The sequence below is a fragment of the Mycobacterium sp. genome, from assembly GCF_046095365.1.
Classification (GTDB): domain Bacteria; phylum Actinomycetota; class Actinomycetes; order Mycobacteriales; family Mycobacteriaceae; genus Mycobacterium.
Window position 1 is genome coordinate 1 of sequence record NZ_JBJTJF010000164.1, and the last position, 25167, is coordinate 25167.

The window sequence follows — 25167 nt, forward strand, 5'->3', positions numbered from 1 at the left end:
CCACTCGACCCAGCCGGGTCCGCCCTTCTTGTCGGGAAACCAGATGTCCACCTCGGCCGACGGCTCGGTGAACGGGAAGAAGTGCGGCCGCATCCGGGTGCGGGCGTCCGGACCGAATTCCGATCGGGCGAACGCGTCCAGCGTTCCGCGCAGATGGGCCATGGTCAGTCCGCGGTCGACCGCGAGCCCCTCCACCTGGTGGAACACCGGGGTGTGGGTGGAGTCCAGTTCGTCGGTGCGGAAGGTGCGGCCGATGGAGATGACGTAGACCGGCAGATCGCGGCTCAGCAGGGTGCGGACCTGTACCGGCGAGGTGTGGGTGCGCAACAGCTGCCGAGAGCCCTCGGGCGCGATGTGGAAGGTGTCGGACTCGCTGCGAGCCGGATGGTCGGGTGGGAAGTTCAGCGCGTCGAAGTTGAACTGCTCGCTTTCCACCTCGGGGCCCTCGGCCAGTTCCCATCCCATCGCCACGAAGGTGTCGGCGATGTGCTCGGCCAGGATCGTGATGGGGTGACGCGCCCCGACGGGCTGCCGGCCCGACGGCAGGGTTACGTCGATGGTCTCGGCGACCAGCACTGCCGCGTCCCGTTCGGCGCGCAGCGCGGCGAGCCGTTCGTCGAAAGCGGACTGGGCCCGGGCACGCGCCTCGTTGACCCTCCTCCCCGCGTCGGCCCGCTGGTCGGCGGGCAGCCCGGCCAGCGCCTGGCGGGCCAGGGCCAGCGGAGCCCGGTCACCCAGATGCTCGGTCTTGGCCCTCGACAGCGCGTCGAGGTCCGCGGCGGCGTCGAACGCCCCGCGTGCCGCGTCGACGGCGGTGGCCAGCGCGTCCTGCGACAGATCCCCGGGTTGTCCACCCACGCGCGCAGACTCTCCTTCGGCTGGCCTGGTGTTTTTGCCGGGCACGGGTGTTGCGCAAGTGCCGACCGAAAGATCATAGGTGATGCCAGAATGACGCCTCGCGGGCAATTCTCCCGCTGGTCGAGGCGGAGGACGGCAAATGCTGAGAGCACTCATCATCGGGGCGGTGTGGGCCGCAGCCGGCGCCGTGGCGGTGCTGGCGCTCAAACTGAACGGCGGGTGGTGGATCGTCGCGGCACTGCTGGCCGCCGTGGCCGGTCTGGGCACCTGGGATCTGGTGCAGACGGGGCACTCCATCCTGCGGGCCTACCCCGTTCTCGGCCACGCCCGGTGGCTCGCCGAACGCATCCGCCCGGAGATCTACCAGTACTTCGTCGAGTCGAACACCGACGGCGCGCCCTTCGACCGGGAGACCCGCGACGCGGTGTACCGGCGGTCCAAGGGCATCAAGGGAGACGAGCCGTTCGGCACCGAACGCAACGTCAACGAGGTCGGCTACGAATTCCTGCGGCACTCGCTGCGGGCGAGGATCGCCACCGACCTCACCCCCCGCGTTCGCCTCGGCGGTCCGGACTGCACCAAGCCCTACGACATCGCCCTGCTCAACGTTTCGGCGATGAGCTTCGGAGCGCTGTCCGGAAACGCCATCGAGGCGCTCAACGGCGGCGCCGCCAGGGGCGGATTCGCCCATGACAGCGGCGAGGGCGCGATCAGCCCGTACCACCTCAAGCACGGAGGGGATCTGATCTGGGAGATCGGCTCGGGCTATTTCGGCTGCCGGACCCCCGACGGGCACTTCGACGCCGAGAAGTTCAAGGACAAGGCGGCGCTGCCGTCGGTCAAGGCCATCTCGATCAAACTGTCCCAGGGCGCCAAGCCCGGCCTGGGCGGCGTGCTGCCCGGCGCCAAGGTGACCCCGGAGATCGCCGAGACCCGCGGCGTGCCGGTCGGCCAGACGGTGGTCTCCCCTCCGGCGCACACCGCCTTCCACACCCCGCTGGAACTGATGCACTTCATCGCCACGCTGCGCAGCCTGTCGGATGGCAAACCGGTCGGTTTCAAGCTCTGCGCCGGCGCCCGCACCGAGTTCCTGTCCATCTGCAAGGCGATGATCCGGACCGGCATAACACCGGACTTCATCATCGTCGACGGCGCCGAGGGCGGAACCGGCGCCGCCCCACAGGAATTCGTCGACCACGTCGGCATGCCCCTCACCGAGGGGCTGATGATGGTGCAGAACTGCCTCGTCGGAACCGGACTGCGCGAGCACATCAAGGTGGGTGCGTCGGGCAAGGTCACCAACGGATTCGATGTGGTGCAGCGCGTCATCCAGGGCGCCGACTTCACCCTCGCGGCCCGGGCGATGATGTTCGCCGTCGGCTGCATCCAGGCGATGAAGTGCCACACCAACCGCTGCCCGACGGGAGTGGCCACCCAGGACCCGGGATTGGCCAGGGCGCTGGACGTGCCGGACAAGATCGACCGGGTGGCCAACTTCCAGAAGGCGGTGGTCGGCAGCGCCGCACAGATGGTGGCCTCGATGGGCCTGGAGAGCTTCTCCGAGCTGACGCCGTCGATGCTCAACCGCCGCATCGACAGCTCGCACAGCCGCACCTACGCCGAGATCTACGAGTGGCTGATGCCCGGCGAGTTGCTGGAGAGCCCGCCGGAGACCTGGCTGTCGGACTGGATCGAGGCTTCGGCCGAGGAGTTCGTGTAGGCCGCGCCCGGTATCTCGGCGCGAACCCGGCGGCTACCGCCGGCGCTGGGCCCGCGCGCTCTGGTAGAGGCAAATTGCGGCTGCCACCGCCACATTCAGGCTGTCGACGTCTCCCGACATCGGGATGACCACCCGGTGATCGGCGCGGGCCGCGACGGAACCGGCAAGGCCGCGGGCCTCCCCGCCGAACACCCAGGCGGTGGGCGCGCCCAGCAGCGCGTCGGTGTCGTCGAGGCACAGTTCGCCGTCCAGCGTGGTCGCCAGGACCTGCAGGCCCGCGGAGCGCAGCCTGTCTATCAGGCCGGCGGCATCGGGGTGCAGCACCACCGGAACGGAGAAGATGCTGCCGGCCGAGGAGCGCACGCACTTGCCGTTGTAGGGGTCCACCGCGTCGCCGGCGAAGACCACCGCGCCGGCGCCCATCGCGTCGGCCAGCCGGATCAGGGTTCCGGCGTTGCCGGGATCGGAGACCTCGGCGCCGACGGCGATCAGCGCAGGAGTCCGGGCCAGCACCGCGTCCAGGTCATGGGCCGGGATGGCACAGACCGCCACCAGTCCGGCCGGCGTGACGGTCTCCGACAGCGACTTCATCGCCCGCTCGGTCACCGCCGTGACGGCGTGCCCGTGCAGGATGCCGGCGTGCCGTGCGGCCGCCGCCTCGGTGGCGAAGACCCGCTCGACGAGACCGCACCGCGCGGCCGCCTCGACGAGGTTCGGCCCCTCCGCGAGGAACCGGCCCGCGGCGGCACGCCCCGACCGGCGGTGAAGTCTGACCGCGTCGGTGACCGTGGTGGACCGCTCAGTGAGCGGAGCCGTCACGCAGCCTCACCGGACGGGGCGTTCACATCCTCCGGCAGAGCGGCGCGGGCCGCCTCGACGAGTGCGGTGAAGGCCGCCGGGTCGCTGATCGCGATCTCGGAGAGGTTCTTGCGGTCGACCTCCACGCCGGCGGCCTTGAGACCCTGGATGAGCCGGTTGTAGGTGATGCCGTTGGCGCGGGCCGCGGCGTTGATCCGGGCGATCCACAACTTGCGGAATTCGCCCTTGCGGGCACGCCGGTCGCGGTAGGCGTAGGTCAGCGAATGCAGCTGCTGCTCTTTGGCTTTGCGGTACAGCCGCGACCGCTGGCCGCGGTAGCCCTTGGACGCCTTGAGGATGGTGCGCCGCTTCTTCTGGGCGTTGACTGCGCGTTTCACGCGGGCCATGGGATCTTCCCCTTCTCGTTGGGTTCGTAGGTCAGGTCAGCGACGGTCGACGTCAGCCCTTGAGCATCTTGTTGACACGCTTGGTGTCGTTCTCGGCGACGACGGTCCGGCCGTCCAGGCGACGAGTGCGGCGGGACGACTTGTGCTCGAGCAGGTGGCGGCGGTTCGCCTTCTGCCGCACGATCTTTCCGGTGCCGGTGCGCCGGAAACGCTTGCTGGCTCCGCTGTGGGTCTTGGCCTTGGGCATGTCCTGGTGTTCCTCTCGGTCAGTTCTGTTCGATGACGGCTTCGCCGTCGGCTTCGGCTCTGGCAAGCGGCTGGGCCGGGCCGGCCACCGCCTGTTCGGCCGCTCGGGCGCGGGTTTTCGCGCCGCGGTGCGGAGCCAGCACCATCGTCATGTTGCGGCCGTCCTGCTTGGCGGTCGTCTCGACGAAGCCGTAGTCGGCGACGTCGGCGCCGAGCCGCTGCAGCAGCCGGTACCCGAGTTCGGGCCGGGACTGCTCGCGTCCGCGGAACATGATCGTCACCTTGACCTTCGACCCGGCCTCCAGGAAGCGGATCACGTGACCCTTCTTGGTCTCGTAGTCGTGCGGGTCGATCTTGGGGCGAAGTTTCTGTTCCTTGACGACGGTCTGCTGCTGGTTCTTGCGAGACTCGCGCGCCTTCTGAGCCGTCTCGTACTTGAACTTGCCGTAGTCCATGATCTTGCACACCGGCGGCTTGGCGTCCGGGGCCACTTCGACAAGGTCGAGGTCGGCATCCGCGGCGACGCGGAGAGCGTCCTCGATACGCACGATTCCAACCTGCTCTCCGCCTGGTCCGATCAGCCGGACTTCAGGTACGCGGATACGCTCGTTGACGCGGGTCTCAGTGCTGATGGGGCCTCCCTGGTCGGTTTTCATCTTCATCCGGCCGACGCCGGCGAAACGCCGCAGGACGCATCGGGAGAAGAACGCCCCCCACCAGCACTCTGTTCACTCGAACAGAAGGGCCCTGCGCGCAGCAGGGCCCATTGCCGACCGGTCACGGCGTGAGCCGTCCGCGGACAGACCGCGGAACGAATGCCCGGGGGCACTCGCGACCGGACCGCCCAGCCTGCTGATTTCTCCTGCGGCCGACGGTGGGAGTGGGACTCCACTTGCTGTCCTGGCGTACGCCGGGACGGTCGTGCATGCCAGTCTATCAGCCATGACGGATAACCCTGGCACCGCAGGCCGGACCGGTGCGCGGCACCGCGACCTGGCCGACGTCCCCGCCATCGAGGTGATCGGCCGCGCCGCGGTGATGCTGATGAGCGCGGCCGCCGAGAAAATCGGACTGGCCGACCCAGATCCGCAGGTCAGCGAAAACCGAGACCTCGACGAGGCGCGCCGGCTGATCAACGCCTATGCCGGCCTGCTCGACGGCTGCGCGGGATTCCTGGGGCCACACGCCGGCCCGATGCGGGACGGGCTGCGCAGCCTGCAGCTGGCCTTCCGGGAGGCCAGCGCGATGCCCGACGAACCAGGGCGCGGACCGGGCGAGCAGTACACCGGCGGTGGTTCGGTGAGGAATTTGCGGTCCAGCGAATAGTCTTTCTGGCTTATGACGGCCACGATCAGCAGACCCCGGACCCGGACCGGATTCGGTTGGGTGCCGGCCGCGGCGGGCTGGGTTCTGGGCGTCATCGCCACCGCCTCGCTGCTCTCCAGCGTCTCACCCACCGTCCGGCACCTGACCAAGGTGCCGCGGGAGTTCATCGACCGGTACCTGTTCAACTTCCCCGACACCAGCTTCGCCTGGGCGTTCGCCCTGGCGGTGATGGCGGGCGCACTGGCCGCCCGCAAGCGCATCGCGTGGTGGGTGCTGGTGCTCAACCTGGCGCTGGCCGTCGTGCTCGACGTCGCCGCGCTGTTCGACCGCGACGGGACGCGCCTGGAAGACGTCGGGGAGTTCCTCGGCCTGACCGTCCACATCGCCGCCATCGCGGTGCTGGTGCTGGCCTATCGGGAGTTCGGCGCCAAGGTGCGCCGCGGGGCGCTGCTCAAGGCCGCCGCCGTTCTGGTGGCCGGCAACCTGCTCGGCATCCTGCTCGGCTGGATCCTGCTCAGGCTTTTCCCGGGGTCGCTGCAAGGCGATCATCTGCTCTATGCGATAAACCGGGTCAGCGGCTTCGCGGTCGCGCCGCCGGACTTCTTCGTCGGCAAGCCGCAGGTTCCGGTCAACGCGCTGCTCGGTCTGTTCGGGGCGCTGGCGCTGATGGCCGCCGCCGTCGTGCTGTTCCAGTCCCAGCGGGCGGAGAACGCACTGACCGGCGAGGACGAGGTGGCGATCCGTTCGCTGCTGGAGGTCTGGGGCAAGAACGACTCCCTGGGCTATTTCGCCACCCGCCGGGACAAGTCGGTGATCTTCGCGCCCAACGGCCGCGCCGCCGTCACCTACCGCGTCGAAGTCGGCGTGTGCCTGGCCAGCGGCGACCCCGTCGGCGATCCGCGATTCTGGGCCCAGGCGATCGGGGCGTGGCTGCAGCGGTGCGAGGACTACGGTTGGGCGCCCGGGGTGATGGGCGCCAGCTCGACCGGGGCACAGGCATACCGGGAAGCCGGCCTGAGCGCCCTGCAACTCGGCGACGAGGCGATCCTCTACCCCGACAAGTTCCGGCTGTCCGGGGCCGAGATGAAGGGGGTGCGGCAGGCGGTGACGCGGGCCCGGCGGGCCGGGCTGACGGTGCGGATGCGCCGGCACCGCGAACTCAGCGCCGCGGAGATGGCGGATGTGATCAAACGCGCCGACGCCTGGCGCGACACCGAGACCGAGCGCGGCTTCTCGATGGCACTGGGCCGGCTGGGCGACCCCGCCGACGGCGACTGCCTGCTGGTCGAGGCCGTCGACGCCGCCGACGGGGACAACGTGCTGGGAATGCTCTCGTTCGTGCCGTGGGGAACCAGCGGGCTGTCGCTGGACCTGATGCGCAGATCCCGGCGCTCGCCGAACGGCACGGTCGAACTGATGGTCAGCGAGCTGCTACAGCAGGCCGACACCATCGGGGTGAGCCGGGTTTCGCTGAACTTCGCGATGTTCCGGTCGGCCTTCGAGGAGGGCGCGCGACTGGGCGCGGGACCGGTCGCCAGGCTGTGGCGGGCACTGCTGGTGTTCTTCTCGCGCTGGTGGCAGTTGGAGACGCTGTACCGCTCGAACATGAAATACCAGCCGCAGTGGGTGCCGCGGTTCGCCTGCTACGAGGACACCCGGCTGATACCGCGGGTGGGCGTGGCATCGGTGATCGCCGAGGGGTTCCTGGTCCTGCCGTTCTCGCGGCGCGCCAAACAGCACACCGGGCACCACTCGGCGGTGCCGCACGGCCTGACCGAGCTCACCGACGGGAGCGAGGCCGTCGCCGCACCGGCCGGCGAACCCGACGACGGGTCGGCCGAGCCGAGGGTGCCCGAGCAGGTCCGGGTCCGGATGGCCAAGCTGCAGGCGCTGCAGGAGCGCGGGGTGGACGCCTACCCGGTGGGCAGCCCGCCCAGCCACACCGTCGCCGCCGCGGTCGCCGCCGACGACGACACCCCGGTCGTGGTGGCCGGGCGCGTGCTGCGCAGCCGGGACTACGGCGGGGTGACCTTCGCGACGCTGCGGGACTGGTCCGGCGACGTCCAGCTGCTGCTGGAGTCCTCCGGCCTCGACGACGACGCCCCCGACTTCGCCGAGGTCGACCGCGGCGACCTGATCGAGGCATCCGGCCGAATGGGATACAGCCACAACGGAACCCGCTCGGTACTGGTCAACCGGTGGCGGCTGCTCGGCAAGTGCCTGCGACCGCTGCCCGACAAGTGGAAGGGTCTGTCCGACCCCGAGGCCAGGGTGCGGTCCCGGTCGGTGGACCTGGTGGTCAACCCGGTCGCCCGGGACCTGATCCGGGCCCGCAGCGACATCCTGCGGTCGCTGCGCGACACCCTGTTCGCCAGGGGATTCGTCGAAGTCGAGACGCCGATCCTGCAGCAGATCCACGGCGGCGCCAACGCCCGTCCGTTCCAGACCCACATCAACGCCTACGACCTCGACCTCTACCTGCGCATCGCACCGGAGCTCTACCTGAAGCGGCTGTGCGTCGGCGGGGTGGAGCGCGTCTTCGAACTCGGCCGGGCGTTCCGCAACGAGGGCGTGGACTTCAGCCACAACCCGGAGTTCACCCTGTTGGAGGCCTACCAGGCGCACGCCGACTACCGGGTGTGGATCGACGGCTGCCGCGAGCTCATCCAGAACGCGGCGATCGCGGCGAACGGCGCGGCGGTGGTGATGCGGCCCGGGCCGGGCGGGGACCCCGAGCCGGTGGACATCTCCGGGCAGTGGCCGGTGCGCACCGTGCACGACGCGGTCTCCGAGGCGCTGGGCCGGCAGGTCGACCCAGACACCGACCTGGACACCCTGCGCCGGCTGTGCGACGACGCCGGGGTGCCCTACCTGCGGCACTGGGACGCCGGTGCGGTGGTGCTGGAGCTGTACGAGCGCCTGGTCGAGGAGCGCACCGAGGCTCCGACGTTCTACATCGACTTTCCTTCCTCGGTGTCGCCGCTGACCCGTCCGCACCGAAGCCGTGCCGGGCTGGCCGAACGCTGGGACCTGGTGGCCTGGGGGGTGGAACTCGGCACCGCCTACAGCGAGCTGACCGACCCGGTCGAGCAGCGCCACCGGCTCGAGGCGCAGTCGATGCTCGCCGCCGGGGGCGACCCGGAGGCGATGGAGATCGACGAGGACTTCCTGCAGGCGATGGAGTACGCGATGCCCCCGACCGGCGGTCTGGGCGTCGGCGTCGACCGGGTGGTCATGCTGATCACCGGCCGGAGTATCCGCGAGACGCTACCCTTCCCGCTGGCCAAGCCGCGGTAGTCTGAGCGGGTCGGGCCGCGCGGCTCGGGGCACGTTCGGGCAACCTTTTTCAGAAAGCTGGGTCACGATGGTCGGCGTGACACCCCCCAGGGTTGACGCCACGGTGCTGGCCGAGCCGATCGGCTTGTTCCGAGACCACATTTCGCTGATGCACGGCTGGCTGCCGCTGGCAGTCCAGGTCCTGGCCGGTGTGCTGCTGGTGCTCGCGATCGGGTGGCGCAACCGCCGCTGGCGGCTGGTCGGGCTGCCCGCAGCGGTCGCGTGCGGCCTCGTCCTGGTGTGGGTCACGCACTGGCAGATCGCCTCCAACGGGCTGTCCGGGGAACCGGCGCCGCAGCCGCTGTGGGTCTGGGTGGCACTGACCGGGACGGCTCTCGGCGTGGCCGTGCTGGGCTGGCGATCGGCCGGGTGGCGGCGGCGCGGGGTGTCGTTGCTGGCGATCCCGATGACGGCTCTGAGCGCCGGTCTCATGCTGAACCTGTGGGTCGGGTACTTCCCGACCGTGCAGACCGCCTGGGGCCAGCTGACCGGCGGACCGCTGCCGGGCCAGACCGATCGCGCGACGGTCGCCGAAATGCTTGCCAGCCAGACTATCCCGGCCAGGGGCAAGGTTGTGCCCGTGGACATCCCGTCGACGGCGTCGAAGTTCAAGCACCGCGGCGAGCTGGTGTATCTGCCACCGGCCTACTTCGCCAGCAATCCCCCGCCCGCGCTGCCCGTGGTGATGATGATCGGCGGGCAGTTCAACACCGCCGCCGACTGGATCCGGTCGGCGAACGCGGTGACGACCATCGACGAGTTCGCCGCGAAGAACGGCGGCAACGCGCCGGTCTTCGTGTTCGCCGACTCCGGGGGCGCGTTCAACAACGACACCGAGTGCGTCAACGGCGTGCGCGGCAACGCCGCCGACCATCTCACCCTTGACGTGGTGCCCTACATGGTGGCGCACTTCGGCGTCACCGACGACCCGGCCGGCTGGGGTGCGGTGGGGTGGTCGTCGGGCGGCACCTGCGCGCTGAACCTGGCGCTGAAATACCCGGAGCTGTTCAGCACCTTCCTCAACATCGACGGCGACCTGGCCCCCAATGCCGGCACCAAGGCGCAGACCATCGAGCGCCTGTTCGGCGGCGACGCCGCGGCGTGGGACGACTGGGACCCGGCGACAGTGATGGAGCGGCACGGCCCGTACGAGGGCGTGGCGGGCTGGTTCGCGGTGTCCGAGCCCGGCAACAACCCGGCGATATCCGGGGTGGCGCTGCAGGACGAGCCGGCCGAGCGCGCCCCCGGGAGCAATCCCACCGCGGCGGCCCGGACACTGTGCCGGCTGGGCAGCACCGTCGACATCGACTGCGCGGTGGTGCCGCTGCCCGGCAAGCACGACTGGCCTTTCGCGGCCAAGGCGTTCGCCGCGGCGCTGCCCTGGCTGGCTTCCCAGGTCGGCACGCCGGATGTGCCGGACGTCGGACTACCGGGAACCTCCGGCCGGCCCGACGGTGTGACCATCGCCGCGGAAGGTCAACGGCCCGAAGGGGAACGGTGAGCCCATGAACGACGACGACGCGCCCGAGACCGCGAATCCGGCCGCAACCGAACCGCAGGCCCCGAAAGCCCACGCGACACCTCCCCCGGTGACCGCCGCGGAGCCGGACACCGGCTACACCGCCGACGGCGTGCCGACCCTGGAGGGAGTCCGGGAGAAGATCGAGACCCGGTACGGAACCGCGCTGGGCGCAACCGAACTGGCCGAGGAAACCCCCGAGGCGCGCAGCGCGGCCCAGCGCTACGACGAGGTGCAGAAGGCGGCCGCGGACAAACTCGACGAGATCCGCGCCTCCATGCGCAAGGCCGACTGAGCCGGGTCCGGCTAGCCCTTAGCGTTCCGGCTGATCCATCCGGTCAGCGCATCCTCGAGTGCGGCCGCGACACTGACGCCCGCTGAGGCGGCGGCATGCTCGAACCGCTCGGCCAGCTCGGGCGGAACCGACGCGTTCACTTTGACGCGTTCGGGTTTCGACGGCTTCGCCGGCGGGGCCGCCGAGACGTGTTTGGCTGCAACGGCGTCGATGGCCTCGCGCAGGGCGGGTATCTCGCCGAGCAGGCGGGTCAGGTCGTCGCGCTCGATCCGCAGCACCTCGGACGGGCCGATAGTCGTGACCGTGGCCGACCGCAACGTGCCCTGGCGGATCGCGGACTCGCCGATCACCTCACCGGGCCCCAGCACGGCGACGCGGTCGTCACCGACGTAGACACCCACCTCTCCGCTGAGCAGGATGAAGGCGTCCTCGGAGGGAGTCTGCTCTTGGATCAGCGGCCACGGCTTGGTGTGCGAGCTGTGCTGCGCGACGCTGAGCAACCGCTCCAGATCGCGCTTGGAGAATTTGGCGAAGGCCGGCAGCTCCTGAAGCCGGCGGACGTCGTCCTGCTCGTGTTCCTGCGCTTCCTTCTTCATTCCCGGATCGTAGCCCGTCCCGGGTGCCGCCAAACGGCGAACCCACCGGCGGGTCCGCCGGTGCGGCCTAGCGTCTGGCGTTCGCGGCCCGGGCGACGGGCCTGCCGTTCTTCGCCGGCCTCTTCGCCGCCCTGCCGCTGACCGCCGGCGGAGCGATGAGTTTGGACAGGAACATCCCGGTGTAGCTGTCCGCGTTCGCGGCGACGTGCTCCGGGGTGCCCTGGGCGACCACCGTGCCGCCCCCGGAGCCACCCTCGGGCCCCATGTCGATGACCCAGTCGGAGGTCTTGATGACGTCCAGGTTGTGCTCGATGACGATGACCGAGTTGCCCTTGTCGACAAGCCCGTTGATGACCCTGAGCAGTTTGCGGATGTCCTCGAAGTGCAGGCCGGTGGTGGGCTCGTCCAGGATGTAGACGGTGCGGCCGGTCGAGCGCTTCTGCAACTCCGCGGCGAGCTTGACCCGCTGCGCCTCTCCCCCGGACAGCGTCGGCGCGGGCTGGCCCAGCCGCACATAGCCGAGGCCGACGTCGACCAGGGTCCTCAGATAGCGGTGGATGGCGCTGATCGGCTCGAAGAACTCGCAGGCGTCCTCGATGGACATGTCCAGCACCTCGGAGATCGTCTTGCCCTTGTAGTGCACCTCGAGGGTCTCGCGGTTGTAGCGCGCGCCCTGACACACCTCGCAAGGCACGTAGACGTCGGGCAGGAAGTTCATCTCGATCTTGATGGTGCCGTCGCCCGAACAGGCCTCGCAGCGGCCGCCTTTGACGTTGAACGAGAACCGGCCGGGCTGGTAGCCGCGGACCTTGGCCTCGGTGGTGGCGGCGAACAGGCTTCGGATCTTGTCGAACACCCCGGTGTAGGTGGCCGGATTGGAGCGCGGGGTGCGCCCGATCGGCGACTGGTCCACCCGCACCAGCTTGTCGACCTGGTCGAGCCCGCTGACCCGGGTGTGCCGGCCGGGCACCAACCGGGCGCCGTTGAGCTTGTTGGCCAGCACGCTCGCCAGGATGTCGTTGACGAGAGTGGACTTTCCCGACCCGGACACCCCGGTCACCGAGGTGAGCACCCCGAGCGGGAACGACACGTCGATGGCGCGCAGGTTGTGTTCCCGGGCGCCGACGACGGTGAGCTGGCGCTTACGGTCGACGGGCCGGCGGATGGCGGGGACCTCGATGCTCTGCTTGCCCGCCAGGTAGGCCCCGGTGATCGAGTTCGGATTGGCCAGCAGCTCGGCGTACGGGCCGCTGTGCACCACCCGGCCGCCGTGCTCGCCGGCGGCCGGACCGATGTCGACGATCCAGTCGGCGTGGGCGATGGTGTCCTCGTCGTGCTCGACGACGATCAGCGTATTACCGAGATCCCTTAGGCGGGTGAGGGTTTCGATGAGGCGGCGGTTGTCGCGCTGGTGCAGGCCGATGGACGGCTCGTCGAGGACGTAGAGCACGCCGACCAGCCCGGAACCGATCTGGGTGGCCAGCCGGATGCGTTGGGCCTCACCGCCGGACAGGGTGCCGGCCGCGCGACTCAGGGTCAGGTAGTCCAGGCCGACGTCGAGCAGGAAACCGAGCCGGGACTGCACCTCCTTGAGCACCTGCCCGGCGATGGCCGCCTCGCGGGTGCCCAGGGTGAGCTCGCGAAGGAACTCCGAGCAGTCGGCGATGGACAGCTCGCAGACCTCGGCGATGGACTTCCTGCCGCGGGCTCCGGCGGCGAGGGTGACCGCGAGGATCTCCGGCTTCAGTCGGGTGCCGTCACACTCCGGGCACGGCACGTCGCGCATGAAGCCCTCGTAGCGCTCCTTCATCAGTTCCGAGTCGGTCTGGTCCATCCGGCGCTGCAGGAACGCCATGACGCCCTCGAAGTCGGCGTAGTAGGAGCGGGTGCGCCCGTAGCGGTTGCGGTAGCGCACGTGCACCTGCTCGTCGCAGCCCTCCAGGATCGCCTTGCGCGCTTTCGCCGGAAGCCGGCGCCACGGGGTGTCGACGTCGAAGCCCAGCGCCTCGCCCAGGCCGGCCATCATGCGGACGAAGTAGTCGGAATTGTGGCCCATGGACCACGGGGCCACCGCGCCGTCGGCCAGGGTGAGGTCCGGGTCGGGCACCACCAGGTCCGGGTCGACCTCCTTGCGGATGCCCAGCCCGCTGCACTCCGGACAGGCCCCGTAGGGCGAGTTGAACGAAAACGACCGCGGCTCAAGGTCGTCGACCGCCAGCGGATGGGCGTTGGGGCAGGCCAGCTTCTCGCTGAAACGCTGCTCGCGGTGCGGGTCGTGTTCGTCGCGGTCGACGAAATCCAGCACCACGATGCCGTCGGCCAGACCGAGCGCGGTCTCCACCGAGTCGGTGAGCCGCTGCTTGGCGGCGGCCTTCACCGTCAGACGGTCGATGACCACCTCGATGTCGTGCTTCTCCTGCTTCTTCAGCTTCGGCGGCTCGGTGAGCGGGTACACCACGCCGTCCACCCGGACCCGGCTGTAACCCTGGGTGTTGAGCTTGTCGAAGAGGTCGACGAACTCGCCCTTGCGGGTACGCACCACCGGGGCGAGCACCTGGAACCGGACGCCCTCCTCCATCGCCAGCACCTGGTCGACGATCTGCTGCGGGGTCTGCCGGGCGATGCGTTCCCCGCACACCGGGCAGTGCGGGGTGCCGGCCCGGGCGTAGAGCAGGCGCAGGTAATCGTAGACCTCGGTGATGGTGCCGACGGTGGAGCGCGGGTTGCGGTTGGTGGACTTCTGGTCGATGGACACCGCCGGCGAGAGGCCCTCGATGAAGTCGACGTCGGGCTTGTCCATCTGGCCGAGGAACTGGCGGGCGTAGGCGCTCAGCGACTCGACGTAGCGGCGCTGGCCCTCGGCGAAGATGGTGTCGAAGGCCAACGAGGATTTGCCCGATCCGGACAGTCCGGTGAAGACGATCAGGGCGTCCCGGGGCAGGTCGAGGTCGATGCTGCGGAGGTTGTGCTCGCGCGCGCCCTTGACGATCAACCGGTCCACGCGCCCATGCTATGTGCGGGTGCCGGCGGGCACTAACCTGGGCGGCATGACCGAAGTCGCGGAGAGCTACACCGGCCATGTCGAGTCCCGGGCCGCCGCCCGGCGCATCCTGCCGGGGGTGAGCATCATCAAGATGTCGGTGGGCCCGATGGACAACAACGCCTACCTGGTGACCTGCGCCGAGACCGGCGAGTCGCTGCTGATCGACGCCGCCAACGACGCGGATCTGCTGGTGGGCCTGGTGGGCGAGCAGGCCCCCAAACTGGCCATGATCGTCACCACCCACCAGCACTTCGACCACTGGCAGGCGCTGGCGGCGGTGGCCGGGGCCACCGGGGCGCCGACGGCCGCCCACGAATTGGACGCCGAACCGCTGCCGATCCCCCCGGAGCGGTTGCTGGCCGGCGGGGACGTCCTGCAACTCGGGGATCTCGTGTTCGACGTGATCCACCTGCGCGGCCACACCCCGGGCTCGGTCGCGCTTGCTCTGCGGCCCGCCGGCGGGCGAACCGCCGTTCAGCTGTTCACCGGAGACTGCCTGTTCCCGGGCGGTCCTGGGCGGACAACAAATCCGGAGGAGTTCGACTCACTCATGACCGGTCTGGAGACCCTGGTGTTCGACGTCTACGGCGACGACACCGTGGTCTACCCCGGCCACGGCGACGACACCGTCTTGGGTGAGGAACGACCTCGCCTGGCGGAGTGGCGGACGCGCGGCTGGTAAGCGGCCAGTCCCCGGGCCGCCGATGGGGTTCGACCAGCTCCACGGCAGGGTTAAGGGCTGAGGACCTTTGGCAATCCCCTCGTATAGAGAGCATTCTCGAACACCGACAGCGGCGCCGCGGCAGGGATCTGATTCTGTTCGGCCAGGAACTGAGACGTGCTCTGCAGTTGGATCGCGAGTTTGCCGGGATTGCCGTCGGTGCCCAGCCAAGTCGACGAGGCCACCTGATCCGGTCTGAGGAACGCCGTCTTCTCCAATTGCCGTTCCACCACGCCGGGCGTGAGCGCGATCTCGGCGGCGATCGCCTTTGCCGCGTCGACAGGGTCATACGCGATCTCGTTGAGCGCCCGCGCCTGCTGCTGGCGCCAGATGTCGACAGCAATCGCGTTGTCCTCGGCGAATGAGTTCGACACCGCTACCAGGTCCAGGCTGGGTTTGCCGATGAAGGAGATCTCGCGGCTGCTGATCAGGACCTTGCCGTTCTTCTCTAATTGTTCCAGCGTTGGGAGCCAGGTGTAGGCAGCCGCGATATCGCCGCGTTCCCAGGCGGTCACAATTGCTTGGGGCTGCAGGTCTACCAGTTGAACATCGCTGGCGGACAGCCCTTTCTGGGCCAGTGCCGCCAGGAGACTGTAGTGCGCGGTCGAGCCGAACGGGGTGGCGATCCGCTTTCCCCGAAGGTCGGAGACGGACTCGATACCGGAGTTATCGCGCGCCACGAGCGCTTCGTTGTCCCCGGCCACGCTGAGGATGAAGACGACGCTGTAGGGGATGTTCAAAGGGGCCGATAGTCCGCGGGCGACAGGGCTGGATCCGAGCGCACCGAAGTCGATCTGCTTGGCGACGAATGCCTTGTTGACCTCGGCCCCGGAGTCGAACTTGGTCCATGTGATGTTGTACTCCGGCAGTGCCTCTTCCAGCCAGCCGTTGTGCTTGACGATCAGATCTCCGCTGGGGAACGTCTGGTAGCCGATCCGTATCGTCGGCTTGACCGCCCCGGGCTTTGAATGGTCGACGGTGCAACCGGATAGCGCCGTTATGGCGATGGCGGCCAGCGTTGCCAGTGTTGGTATCTGCACACTCCCCCTCCAAGCGGGCCGCCCGAAGCTCTACGGCGCGCAGCCTACCGTCTATCACGGTGTGGCAGGGTGCAACATCACGCCGTATCTCTCCGACCGGCTGGACACCTCCTACAAGGACGTGCGAGGGCCAGTGACCGGCGAACACCTGTTCCCGGACGGAGTTGGGCGGACAACAAATCTGACAGAGTTCACGTCGCTCATGGCGACCTGGAAGGCCGGGTCTTCGGGGTCTGCGGCGACGACACCGTGGTCTACCCCGGCCACGGTGACGACACCACCTTGAGTGAGGAACGGCCCCGGCTGGCGAAGTGGCGCGCGCGACTGGTAGACCTCAGTCGGACGGTTGCTTCTGCCGACTACGACGAGCGGCCAGGATCAACTCGGCGATGAGAACGACGATCAGGCTCACGCCGAAGGACGGGTAGACGGCGGCCAGTGCGGCGGCGATGACGCCGACGGCAACGACGGCACCGCGTGGGGTGTTTGACCGCATGGTGTCGCTGGTCGCACCCGGCAGACCGGCACTGCCGGCGGGCCGACGATTCCACCACATCAGGGTCGCGGAGACGATGCTCGTCAGCAGTGCCAGGCAGGCGGCGGTGGCCAGGCTGCGGGTGAGGATGCCGTACTGGGTGCCCATGTGGGTGTTGACGCCCCAACTGCTGACCCGTGACAGCGTGCCGTCCTGATCGGCGGTGGCGTTGACGATGGTCTGGCCGGTGAACTGGTTGAGGTAGAGCGTTCGCTGTTCGGACAGCTTCTGGGGCCAGTGGTTGATCACCGTGTAGCTGCCGTAGACGGTCTCGCCTCCGTGGTGTCCGGCGGGGGTGTCTGACGGGGGCACGATGGAGTAGCCGGGGATCATGTTCTCCGACTTGGCGATCTGGTCGATTTCGGCGAAGCCCAACCGCCGGGGTGTCGGCGTGGTGGCGGTGGAGCCGTAGACCGGGTCGTCTTTGTCAGCCCAGGCGATGTGGTGACCGAACCGGTCGAAGTCGCCGACCTTTGCGGGGGTGGATGGAGCATCGATTTCGGCGGCGGGCGTGACGGTGGTGGCGACGGCTCGCCAGTTCTCGCCCCAGTACCGCGACCAGGTCAGGCCGGTGACGATGTAAAAGATCAACACCACCGACAGCAGAATGCCGGTGGTGGCGTGCAGGTCCCGCCACCGGATGCGGCCACCCTTGGCCCACCGGACGGCCAAGCGCGGCTTGCCGCCTTCGATGGCGCGGGGCCACCACAGGTAGATGCCACTGAGGGCCAGTACCACAATCCAGACCGCCGTCATCTCGACGATGAGGTTGCCGATCCCGACCTTGATGGACGGTTCGGGATACGACGACGGTGCGATGTAGTGGCCCAGCGACGGCAGCGAGACGGTCGGCCCGTCGTTGCCGAAGAACCGGTGCAACTGGTTGGCCCAACCGACCAGACCGTCCAGTTCATGACGATGGCCCAGGTAATTACCGGTGTTGGGGTCGATGAAGACTTGGGTGACGTTGCGTTCGCCGACACCGGAATCGTCCGCCGGGAGGAAATCCACCTGGGTCGAGCGGTCTGCCGCCTGCGGCGGCGTGACGGAGTCCAGCACCATGCCGGAGCCGACGTGCTCGCGTGCAGCGGCGATCTGGACATCCAATGAGACCGGATCATTGGTAGCGGAGACCACCTTCATGTCCCGGTTCAGCCACAGGTCTAGAGGCTGCGAGTACAGGATGACCAGACCGGTGCAGGCCAGGATGACCAACGCGGGGGCCGCGCAAAGCCCGACCCAGAAGTGCAGCCGCCATATCCGGCGCAGCACTGCTGCTCCCGCACGACGCTGCTCACGCTCGACGATGACCACCTGTTGACCTCCCTGACTCAAACGGCGATAGTCTCGCACAGCCGTGAGCCGAAATAGCCGGGCAGCAGGTTTTCATACCGTTCACCGGCCCCGCGCGGTTCCCCGGCGGCCCTGGGCGGACAACAACTCCGGAGGAGTTCGACTCACTCATGACCGGTCTGGAGACCCTGGTGTTCGGGGTCTACGGAGACGACACGGTGGTCTACCCCGGCCACGGCGACGACACCGTCTTGGGTGAGGAACGACCTCGCCTGGCGGAGTGGCGCGAGCGGGGATGGTGACGGTCTGAGTTCTCGCAGTACGGTGAACAGCATGAAGGCTGATGTCAGTAGCTTCCTCGAGCGATTCTCAGACTTCGGCAACGCACCCGATCCGGACAAGTACGAGGACCTCTTCGATCCCGCGGAAGGAACCGTGCTGCATCCTGGCATGACCGCTCCGTTACACCGTGACCAAGTCCGGGCTTACATGACCACCTACCTCGCAGGCGTGCCGGATTTTCGTTTCGACATCGCCGGTTGGGCTGAGCGCGACGGCACGGTTTTCGTTGAAGCCCGCAATAGCGGTCGGCCCGCCGGAGGGGAAGTTCTGGAGTGGGGCACGGTCTACTGCGTGACCTTGCGTGGAGACCGTGTTCTACGTGGGCGCGCCTACGGCGATCGGGTGCCGCTGCTTGCCCGGCTGATGCCTGACCTGACGCTCGCTCAAGCGGCGGCACTCGGTGCACCCGCACCGGGCCTCGACGTCGGCAGCGGCTGAAGCCAGATCCAGCGGCTTGTGCCTAGCGGACTCGGGCAGGGGTGAAATCTAGAACGGGAACTCTCTCGGCTCGAACCTGTCGGTGACGTCACCGATCAGCGTGTAGTCGTAGGGGTCGATCGCCATGGTAGGTGCGCCCTCGGCGAGGTTGAGCTGGCTCATCTCCATCCAGATCACGTTGGGGCTCGTCGTCAACTCGAAGTAATAGCGCCGGTGGGTCAGGTCGGTCACGGTCCGGTACTCGGTGTTGTAGATGCCGAAGTCGTGGTAGGGCGCACCGAAGGGCACCGAGACGTTGCGCATGATGGCCAGCACGCCCGCCACCGCCTCCCGTTCGGACTGCGGTGTGGGCAGCAGCGCGGAGTAGTAGGCGGCGCGTTGAAAGCGGTCAACGGGATTGACGTTGCCGGGCAAAGGCATCTCGCTGCCGGGATGGGAGAAGTCCTGTTTGGCCAGCAGCGCCAACTGCTCGTCGTAGGTCGGATCGTTTGTCGTCAAGGTGTACTGGCGGCCATGGTGGACGACCCGCCTGCCCTCGACGTACTCCACGATCGCGGAGTCACCGGTCGCGTCCTCCATCGCGAGATGGAGGTTCGAGTCGTGGCCGTGGGCGCTGACTTTGAGGATCTCGATGTTCTCCAACAACGCCAGCGCCTCGGCTACCGTCGCGGCCTGGTCCAGCAGGTACTGCAACCAAATCGTGGCCGCGACAGCCGGTCTGGCCGGGTCGCGTGGACCGAAATCGGCGACCTGAAGATACAGCCCGTGCACCGCGAGTCCGGCTTCGTTGAGGCCGTCCACGGTGCCGAGCCCGTACAGGGTCGTGACCAGGCTCGCGTAACGACTGGTCCACCTCAACGGGTTCGGATCGGCGGCGAGTCCGGGCGGGTTAATCCCGTCACGGACCCGTCCGCGCGGGAACGCGACGATGAGCGGCTCGGTGGATTCCGGCCAGTCCATGCTGCGCCCGGCCAGGACGGCAAGTTCGTTCGAGTTCCACAACACGCGGGTGCACACAGCGCGAACGTTACGTGATCGGTCGGATCGGCTCGGAACGTGCGACGGAACTGACGACAGCACTGAACTCGCACTTGGCTGGGAATGCGTGGGTCCCGGGCGGTTCCACGTCCAACTTGGGGGTCCGTCCCAAAGCCGTCATGATAAATAAAATCGCCATCAACCCCCCGGGAGCAGCATGAAGCACACCATCTCCGCCCTCGCCCGTGTGGGCGCGGCCGGCGCAATCATCGCAATCGCCGCCGGCTGCAGCGCAGCCCCGTCGGCCAAGGTTCCCACCGGCGCGGACTTGAAGGGCACGTGGATTCAGGCGGGCGACGGCTATGAGCGGGGAGTTCGGGTCACCCCGGAGAACAAGGGGTTCGAGGCGACCGTGGTCATCGCGGAGGCCGATGGCCAGGCCTTCACCGGTTACAAGGAGCACACGGACCCGGGCGAGAAGCCGCAGCGGGAGGTGGTGCACGGCGTCGTCGGGCCAGACGGCGACATCCTCATCACGGACGAGGACGGCTACTTCGACGGAAAGCTCGTCGACGGCAAGATCAGGGGACAGTACGCGGAGAGCGGCAAAGACGCCGCAGCCATCAACGTGGAGCTTTCCAGGCAGTAGCGCAGGCGGCGCGAAAGCCGATCGCCGGGCACCCGTGCGGGCACCCGGCGATCGGGTCGGGGTCAGGCGGCGACAGACCGCGTGTGCGACTCGCCCTCGAGCTCAGCGAACTCCGCGTCGTCGGCGAAGGACTTCAGCCGGGCGATGCGGTAGATCAGCAGGCCGTAGAGGCACTTGGCGAGGATGTCGGCGATCGAGTAGCCGCCCTGCTTGGCCACCCATGCCGCCGCCCCGGTGTGCCCGAAGTAGATCGGCAGGAGGTAGGCGATCGGGTAGACGCCCCAGGTGGCGAACAGCAGGATGCGCATCTTGCTGACGGTGTCCCGCACGGCCTCGGGCTGGCGGTCCAGAGACCTGGTCAGCTCGACGAACAGCACATAGAGGATGTAGAGGAACGGGATGGTCGACAGCAGGCCCCACACGTTGCGGGTCAGGTTGTCCGAGCTGATCTCGCCGGGATAGCCCAGGGCGATCATCAGAGCCGACGCCGGGATCAGCCGCATCAGCAGCGAGTTCTGCAGCTTGCGGGCCAGGGCCAGCACGACGACCAGTTCGGCGAGCAGCAGTGGCACGGTGAGCAGCCAGTCGACGTAGCGATAGCCCTCGTTGAAGGACTCCCCGACCGCTTGCACGTAGTCACCCTTGGCGCCCTTGGCATCGGTGACGAACGCCGCCTTGAACGAGTCGAAGATGCGGAAGTAGTGGTAGGCGGCGATACCGCAGACGATCGCCGACATCACCAGGGCCTGCCGGTACCGGGGTAGCACCCGGCGCTGGGACGCCAGCAGGAAGAGCGCGGTGAACAGCTGGGCCGCGATCGTCAGCGAGAAGAAGTTGTAAACGGTGTCGAATTGAGCCTTTGACAATACGTCAGGGATCATCTGTTTCCTTCCGGGCAGCGAGGCCGGTGTCGGTGTAAGCACACTTACCCTAAGCCCACGCATCCGGGTAACCCGGCTTTTTTTGTTCGCGTCACTAATTTGTTACAGGAGTTTGTTACAGGAGCACCGGCCCGGGCGGCAGCAAAGTCCGGGTGGGACACGCGCTATCCTCATCACCAACCTGGTCACCCGGAGGGGGTCTGCGATCGTGGAGTTGTCAATTCGTTCCCGTCTGACGGCGGGGATCGCCGTGGTCGGCGTGGGCGCCATCGTTGTTTCCCCGCTCCAGCCGGCAGCCTCCCACGCGCCGCTCGCACGGGATCACGGGGTCAGCGCTCTCGCGGTGAACCTCGCCGCCTCGATCGACCCGATCACCCCGTGGCTGACCACCTTGCGGACCTCACTGCAGAACCTGGTGGCTCTGCCCGTCCTCTACCTGCAACAGCCGCTTCCGATCCTGACGACGATCGCCCGCAACCAGCTGACCTACCTCAAGGAGCTGCCGGACATCGGCCTTATCGCCAGCCAGGTGAGGGGCAACATCGAAACCTTCTTCAAGGGTCCCTACGAACCGATGCCGGAACTCATCTCCGACGCCCTGGTCACCAGCATCGCCGGCTTCCCGATCAGCCAGCAGACCGTCTACGGTTTCCTGCTGGCCGACGCCTCCGACGAGGTGGACAGGCTCATCGAATTCGCCGCGTCGCCGTTCAGCGGCGAACTGCTCGGCTTCGCAGGAACGGTCATCTCCCCGCTGATCCAGCTGACCCAGAGCTTCACCGCGATCGGCACGTACTTCAAGGACGGCGATGTGACGGCTGCGCTCAACGAGCTGATCAACATTCCGGCCAACGTCACCAATGCCTTCCTCAACGGCGGAAAGTATCTGGACCTGACGGCGATCGCGCCCAAGCTCGGGATCGACCTGCCGCCGCAGGTCACCAAGATCGGCCTGAATATGGGCGGTCTGCTCAACGTGGCTCCGCGGGCCTACGAGCCGCCGACGCTCCCCGGCTCCGACGTTCACCCCTACGGCGGCGGGGTGGCGTTCGACTCGCTGGCGGTCGAACTGCAGCAGGAGACGCTTCCGCTTCGCGACTTGGACGGGTCCGCCGCCACGGTCAGCGACCCGGGCTGGCCGACCGGCGCGATCGCCCCGGTGATCGGTCTGGGCCAGGCCCTCGGTGACGCGATGCTGGTGTCCAACCAGCTCGAGGTCTCCGGTGCCGCCGCCGCGAAGACCGCCGAGGTGCCGGCCCCCGCCGTCGCCACCGCCCCCGCCCCCGAGCCCGCGCCGGCCGCCGAAGGGCCGGCCGCGAAGACCGTGTCGGCCCCGGCACTGAAGCGGGCCAAGGTCGGGACCGGCAAGGCCGCGCGGGCTGCCCTGCGGGCCAGGGCGGCCCGCGCCGCGGGATAGCCGAGCGCCGGCATTACCGGCGTTGGGCGGCGTCCTCTTCGGGGCAGGTCTAGGGTCGGAAGCAAATCATCCCTACCCCAGGAGGGCATCATGGGCTTCGATCCCAAGAACGCCATCAACGCAGCCAAGGACATCGCGGCTCACGCCGTCGAGAAGGCCGCCGACATCGTCGAGGACGCGGGCCAGATCGTCAAAGGTGACATCGCCGGCGGAGCAAGTGCGATCGTCGAGGACGCGACCGACATCGCCACCCACGCGGTGGGCAAGGCCAAAGAGGTCATCACCGGCAAGAGCGACGAGTAACCCGCCGCGGCGCGGCGCCGTCTGGATATTTGCCGACACCTCCGGCTAAGGTGGTGCCGAGCAAAGGGGAAATCCATGAATGCCGCAGCCCATGCCTGCCGTATCGGCACACTGGCTATCGCCGTGGGCATCGGTTTCGGCCTCGGAGCCGTAGTTCCGAGCGTTGCGGTGGCCGATACGGCAACCAGCCCGGACCCGGGGATCCGCACGGATTCACACCGGCGAGCGCAGTCGACGTCCCGGGCTCCCGCCCGCGGCGGGGCCGCGGTACGCAACCGGCACCGGCGGGCCGACCCGGCTCGCCGTACCGCCGTAGCCGGGCCGGATACACCGGCGCGGCAGGCGCCGCGCGCTGACCAGGTCCGCCTCGATCCGCCGGCTGCGTCGCCGGCGGCGAAGACCCCGGATTCGCAGGAGCCGGCCGCGACTCCCCCGGCCGCAGCCCGCATCCCTCGGGCGCGGATCACCGACGACGTCGGGCCGGACGTCGTTTCCGCGCCCCGCCAGGCCGCGCCCGGTGTCGTTTCGGCGGCCGATGCGGACCGCAGTCCGGCCGGTCGCACTATGAACTCGCTGTTCGGGTGGTCACCGGCCGGGCCGGTCGAGTCGCCGGTGTCCTGGGTAGCGCTGGCCGCTGCGCGACGCGCTCCGGTGCGCCCGTCGGCGGCCACCGAGGCCACGGAGGGGGCCCTCACCGCCGCGCCGCCCTCGGCGAAGGCGGCCGGCGTAAACCCGATCGCCGCATTGATCAACAACGCCTCACCGGGTCTGGCAACCACCCAGACCGGGCAGTCCCCCGCCGGCGTGGTGACCGGCGCGCTGACCGTGAACGACCCGGACAGCACCGCCGTCGGCATCGCCGTGACCCGCCCCCCGGCCCACGGCACCGTCACTGTCGCCGGCGGTCGATACGCCTACACCGCCGACCCGGCCCTGGCGCACGCCGGGTACACCGACAGCTTCGCGGTGACCGTCGACGATTCCGCCAGCGGGTTCCACATCCACGGCTTCGACGGCCTGATCAACCTGATGACGTTCGGGCTGTTCGGCCTGAGCGGGCACAGCACCACCCGTCAGGTCAGCGTCACCGTCGCGCCGTTCAACAACCCGCCGAGCGCCACCGTCCGGGTGGGCTCCCCCGACCCGGTTACCGGCATCGTCACCGGAGCCGTCTCAGGCACCGATCCCAATGGTGACGCACTGACCTACAGCGGCTCGTCAACCACCGCGAAGGGATCCGTAACCGTTTCGGCCACAGGCGAATTCAGCTATACCCCGACCAGCCAGGCCCTCGCGGGCGCCGCCGCGCCGACGGCGGGCACGACCGATCGGCAGGACAGCTTCACCGTCACGGTCGACGACGCCCATGGCGGGATTGTCGCGGTGCCGGTCACCGTTCCGATCGGGGTCGTCGCCGCCCCGCCGGCTCCGCTGTCGACGTTCTGCGGCTGCACCCTGATGCCGGCCGACACCGTGTTCCACGCCGATGTGAGCACGCTGCCGGTGCTGCCCGAGTCCGGCGCCTGGACCCAGCTGCTGGGCGGCACGCTGCGTGCCGCGTGGGGCGGCGAGGTGTGGATGAACAACACCGCCGGCATGCCGGTGAACACCGTCAGCGCGAGCCGGCCCACCGAGACCGTCATCTTCAACCGCGGCCTGGTCACCAGCGGCCCGAGCATCGACAACCGGCCCTACGCCATCCCGGACCGCCCCCTGGTCGAGGGGATGCCCAACGTCCCGGCCTGGGACCGCCACCTGCTGGTGTTCCAGGAGGGCACCTGCACCTCCCAGGAGCTCTACAACGTGGCAAATGGGGTGGAGATGCCCGCCAACAGCCCGCTGGACGCGCTCGGCAACGCCGCCTACGCCAGCCAGTACGGCTCGGCGTGGATCGCCGAGGCCGGGGTCCAGGTCGACATGAACTCACCGCTATACCCGGCCAAAGGCTGGGCGAACGCCTCCCGGCTGCCCTACCTGCCGCTGATCCTGCGGCCCGACGACCTGGCCCGCGGCTCGATCGACCACATGCTGGGCATCGCGATCGCCAAGGACCGCGGCACCGGCTACACGTGGCCGGCCCGCGCCGGGGACGGCACCGGCACCAACCCCGACGGCGTGCCGATGGGCACGGTGTTCCGACTGAGTTCCGACTTCGACGTCAGCGGCTACTCCCCGGCCACCCAGGTGGTGCTGCGGGCGCTGCAGCAGCACGGCGCGGTGGTGTTCGACTCGATCGGCGCCGGACAGGACGGCGCGACCCTGCTGGCGATGAGCAACGGCTGGGCGGGCACCGACCACCTGACCGCACAGCGGGAACTGCGCACCGTGCCGCTGAGCGCGTTCGAGGCGGTCGACGTGCTGAGCCTGGCCACCGATCCGTCAGCCGGTTGGGCCATCCGGGTCTAGCCGGCTCGTCGAGGACGCCG

General features: G+C 68.7%; 20 protein-coding genes and 4 pseudogenes. 13 read left to right on the forward strand and 11 right to left on the reverse strand.

Annotation, left to right across the window (positions count from 1 at the left end; translation table 11 throughout):
- On the reverse strand, positions 1 to 858 hold an 858-nt coding region (locus ACKOQ4_RS12545; protein WP_526292285.1), incomplete at its 3' end, for a phenylalanine--tRNA ligase subunit alpha.
- A 139-nt stretch (positions 859 to 997) separates the two neighbouring features.
- On the opposite strand from ACKOQ4_RS12545, the gene ACKOQ4_RS12550 reads away from it, so the two are divergent.
- A complete protein-coding gene (locus ACKOQ4_RS12550; RefSeq protein ID WP_526292287.1) occupies positions 998 to 2578 on the forward strand; it encodes an FMN-binding glutamate synthase family protein in 1581 nt (526 codons plus the stop codon).
- Positions 2579 to 2611: 33 nt separating this feature from the next.
- On the opposite strand, the gene ACKOQ4_RS12555 is transcribed toward ACKOQ4_RS12550, so the two are convergent.
- The 4 genes and pseudogenes from ACKOQ4_RS12555 to infC form a co-directional block, all read right to left on the reverse strand.
- Positions 2612 to 3397, reverse strand: coding sequence for a TrmH family RNA methyltransferase (locus ACKOQ4_RS12555; RefSeq protein WP_526292289.1), 786 nt, complete (start codon positions 3395 to 3397; stop codon positions 2612 to 2614).
- Positions 3394 to 3783, reverse strand: coding sequence for a 50S ribosomal protein L20 (gene rplT, locus ACKOQ4_RS12560; protein WP_526292291.1), 390 nt, complete (start codon positions 3781 to 3783; stop codon positions 3394 to 3396). The genes ACKOQ4_RS12555 and rplT overlap by 4 nt, the downstream gene beginning before the upstream one ends.
- A 52-nt stretch (positions 3784 to 3835) precedes the next feature.
- Positions 3836 to 4030, reverse strand: a complete 195-nt coding sequence (rpmI, locus tag ACKOQ4_RS12565) for a 50S ribosomal protein L35 (protein WP_526292337.1) — start codon at positions 4028 to 4030, stop codon at positions 3836 to 3838.
- A 33-nt stretch (positions 4031 to 4063) separates the two neighbouring features.
- A pseudogene (gene infC, locus ACKOQ4_RS12570) lies at positions 4064 to 4661 on the reverse strand (translation initiation factor IF-3); the annotation flags it as partial.
- Positions 4662 to 4971: 310 nt separating this feature from the next.
- Between infC and ACKOQ4_RS12575 the strand changes: the two are divergent.
- The 4 genes from ACKOQ4_RS12575 (at position 4972) to ACKOQ4_RS12590 (ending at position 10505) form a co-directional block, all read left to right on the forward strand.
- A complete protein-coding gene (locus tag ACKOQ4_RS12575) occupies positions 4972 to 5355 on the forward strand; it encodes a hypothetical protein (RefSeq protein WP_526292293.1) in 384 nt (127 codons plus the stop codon).
- Positions 5356 to 5367: 12 nt separating this feature from the next.
- A complete protein-coding gene (lysX, locus tag ACKOQ4_RS12580) occupies positions 5368 to 8652 on the forward strand; it encodes a bifunctional lysylphosphatidylglycerol synthetase/lysine--tRNA ligase LysX (protein WP_526292295.1) in 3285 nt (1094 codons plus the stop codon).
- 148 nt (positions 8653 to 8800) lie between these two features.
- Positions 8801 to 10192 carry an alpha/beta hydrolase gene (locus ACKOQ4_RS12585; protein WP_526292339.1) on the forward strand — a complete coding sequence of 464 codons (1392 nt, stop codon included), beginning with the start codon at positions 8801 to 8803 and terminating at the stop codon, positions 10190 to 10192.
- A gap of 4 nt (positions 10193 to 10196) precedes the next feature.
- The gene (locus tag ACKOQ4_RS12590) at positions 10197 to 10505 is read left to right on the forward strand and encodes a hypothetical protein (protein WP_526292297.1); all 309 of its coding nucleotides are present in this window, start codon (positions 10197 to 10199) and stop codon (positions 10503 to 10505) included.
- Positions 10506 to 10516: 11 nt separating this feature from the next.
- Here the strand turns inward: ACKOQ4_RS12590 and ACKOQ4_RS12595 are convergent, their stop codons facing one another.
- Together ACKOQ4_RS12595 and uvrA are read right to left on the reverse strand one after the other, a co-directional pair.
- Positions 10517 to 11101: a cyclic nucleotide-binding domain-containing protein gene (locus ACKOQ4_RS12595; protein WP_526292341.1), complete on the reverse strand. Its 585-nt coding sequence runs from the start codon at positions 11099 to 11101 to the stop codon at positions 10517 to 10519.
- Positions 11102 to 11209: 108 nt separating this feature from the next.
- Positions 11210 to 14102, reverse strand: a pseudogene (gene uvrA / locus ACKOQ4_RS12600) (excinuclease ABC subunit UvrA); the annotation flags it as partial.
- A gap of 46 nt (positions 14103 to 14148) precedes the next feature.
- Here uvrA and ACKOQ4_RS12605 point away from each other — a divergent pair.
- A complete protein-coding gene (locus ACKOQ4_RS12605; protein WP_526292299.1) occupies positions 14149 to 14826 on the forward strand; it encodes an MBL fold metallo-hydrolase in 678 nt (225 codons plus the stop codon).
- Between the two features lie 50 nt (positions 14827 to 14876).
- On the opposite strand, the gene ACKOQ4_RS12610 is transcribed toward ACKOQ4_RS12605, so the two are convergent.
- Positions 14877 to 15905 (reverse strand): taurine ABC transporter substrate-binding protein, encoded by a 1029-nt coding sequence (locus tag ACKOQ4_RS12610; protein WP_526292301.1) that lies wholly within the window; start codon positions 15903 to 15905, stop codon positions 14877 to 14879.
- A gap of 136 nt (positions 15906 to 16041) precedes the next feature.
- Between ACKOQ4_RS12610 and ACKOQ4_RS12615 the strand changes: the two are divergent.
- Positions 16042 to 16229, forward strand: a pseudogene (locus ACKOQ4_RS12615) (MBL fold metallo-hydrolase); the annotation flags it as partial.
- A gap of 10 nt (positions 16230 to 16239) precedes the next feature.
- Here ACKOQ4_RS12615 and ACKOQ4_RS12620 read toward each other — a convergent pair.
- Positions 16240 to 17775 carry a PepSY domain-containing protein gene (locus ACKOQ4_RS12620; protein ID WP_526292303.1) on the reverse strand — a complete coding sequence of 512 codons (1536 nt, stop codon included), beginning with the start codon at positions 17773 to 17775 and terminating at the stop codon, positions 16240 to 16242.
- Positions 17776 to 17834: 59 nt separating this feature from the next.
- Here ACKOQ4_RS12620 and ACKOQ4_RS12625 point away from each other — a divergent pair.
- Both ACKOQ4_RS12625 and ACKOQ4_RS12630 read left to right on the forward strand, forming a co-directional pair.
- Positions 17835 to 18035: pseudogene (locus ACKOQ4_RS12625) on the forward strand (MBL fold metallo-hydrolase); the annotation flags it as partial.
- Positions 18036 to 18066: 31 nt separating this feature from the next.
- Positions 18067 to 18513: a nuclear transport factor 2 family protein gene (locus ACKOQ4_RS12630; protein ID WP_526292305.1), complete on the forward strand. Its 447-nt coding sequence runs from the start codon at positions 18067 to 18069 to the stop codon at positions 18511 to 18513.
- A gap of 48 nt (positions 18514 to 18561) precedes the next feature.
- On the opposite strand, the gene bsh is transcribed toward ACKOQ4_RS12630, so the two are convergent.
- Complete coding sequence (bsh, locus tag ACKOQ4_RS12635; protein ID WP_526292307.1) at positions 18562 to 19530, reverse strand: bile salt hydrolase; 969 nt, start codon at positions 19528 to 19530, stop codon at positions 18562 to 18564.
- A gap of 178 nt (positions 19531 to 19708) precedes the next feature.
- Here bsh and ACKOQ4_RS12640 point away from each other — a divergent pair, with 178 nt between their 5' ends.
- Positions 19709 to 20140 (forward strand): hypothetical protein, encoded by a 432-nt coding sequence (locus ACKOQ4_RS12640; protein ID WP_526292309.1) that lies wholly within the window; start codon positions 19709 to 19711, stop codon positions 20138 to 20140.
- Positions 20141 to 20202: 62 nt separating this feature from the next.
- Here the strand turns inward: ACKOQ4_RS12640 and ACKOQ4_RS12645 are convergent, their stop codons facing one another.
- Positions 20203 to 21021: a bacteriorhodopsin-like gene (locus ACKOQ4_RS12645; protein WP_526292311.1), complete on the reverse strand. Its 819-nt coding sequence runs from the start codon at positions 21019 to 21021 to the stop codon at positions 20203 to 20205.
- A 343-nt stretch (positions 21022 to 21364) separates the two neighbouring features.
- Between ACKOQ4_RS12645 and ACKOQ4_RS12650 the strand changes: the two genes are divergently transcribed.
- The 3 genes from ACKOQ4_RS12650 to ACKOQ4_RS12660 all read left to right on the forward strand — a co-directional run bounded on the left by ACKOQ4_RS12650 (position 21365) and on the right by ACKOQ4_RS12660 (position 25147).
- Complete coding sequence (locus tag ACKOQ4_RS12650; RefSeq protein ID WP_526292313.1) at positions 21365 to 22438, forward strand: hypothetical protein; 1074 nt, start codon at positions 21365 to 21367, stop codon at positions 22436 to 22438.
- Positions 22439 to 22528: 90 nt separating this feature from the next.
- Positions 22529 to 22741 (forward strand): Rv1893 family protein, encoded by a 213-nt coding sequence (locus ACKOQ4_RS12655; RefSeq protein WP_526292315.1) that lies wholly within the window; start codon positions 22529 to 22531, stop codon positions 22739 to 22741.
- A gap of 564 nt (positions 22742 to 23305) precedes the next feature.
- Positions 23306 to 25147, forward strand: a complete 1842-nt coding sequence (locus ACKOQ4_RS12660) for an Ig-like domain-containing protein (protein ID WP_526292317.1) — start codon at positions 23306 to 23308, stop codon at positions 25145 to 25147.
- Positions 25148 to 25167 lie beyond the last annotated feature (20 nt).

Coding starts and splice junctions, on each gene's coding strand:
- ACKOQ4_RS12550 (WP_526292287.1), top strand. CDS start 998: ATGCTGAGAGCACTCATCATCGGGGCGGTGTGGGCCGCAGCCGGCGCC.
- rplT (WP_526292291.1), bottom strand. CDS start 3,783: ATGGCCCGCGTGAAACGCGCAGTCAACGCCCAGAAGAAGCGGCGCACC.
- rpmI (WP_526292337.1), bottom strand. CDS start 4,030: ATGCCCAAGGCCAAGACCCACAGCGGAGCCAGCAAGCGTTTCCGGCGC.
- ACKOQ4_RS12575 (WP_526292293.1), top strand. CDS start 4,972: ATGACGGATAACCCTGGCACCGCAGGCCGGACCGGTGCGCGGCACCGC.
- lysX (WP_526292295.1), top strand. CDS start 5,368: ATGACGGCCACGATCAGCAGACCCCGGACCCGGACCGGATTCGGTTGG.
- ACKOQ4_RS12585 (WP_526292339.1), top strand. CDS start 8,801: ATGCACGGCTGGCTGCCGCTGGCAGTCCAGGTCCTGGCCGGTGTGCTG.
- ACKOQ4_RS12590 (WP_526292297.1), top strand. CDS start 10,197: ATGAACGACGACGACGCGCCCGAGACCGCGAATCCGGCCGCAACCGAA.
- ACKOQ4_RS12595 (WP_526292341.1), bottom strand. CDS start 11,101: ATGAAGAAGGAAGCGCAGGAACACGAGCAGGACGACGTCCGCCGGCTT.
- ACKOQ4_RS12605 (WP_526292299.1), top strand. CDS start 14,149: ATGACCGAAGTCGCGGAGAGCTACACCGGCCATGTCGAGTCCCGGGCC.
- ACKOQ4_RS12630 (WP_526292305.1), top strand. CDS start 18,067: ATGAAGGCTGATGTCAGTAGCTTCCTCGAGCGATTCTCAGACTTCGGC.
- ACKOQ4_RS12640 (WP_526292309.1), top strand. CDS start 19,709: ATGAAGCACACCATCTCCGCCCTCGCCCGTGTGGGCGCGGCCGGCGCA.
- ACKOQ4_RS12645 (WP_526292311.1), bottom strand. CDS start 21,021: ATGATCCCTGACGTATTGTCAAAGGCTCAATTCGACACCGTTTACAAC.
- ACKOQ4_RS12655 (WP_526292315.1), top strand. CDS start 22,529: ATGGGCTTCGATCCCAAGAACGCCATCAACGCAGCCAAGGACATCGCG.
- ACKOQ4_RS12660 (WP_526292317.1), top strand. CDS start 23,306: ATGAACTCGCTGTTCGGGTGGTCACCGGCCGGGCCGGTCGAGTCGCCG.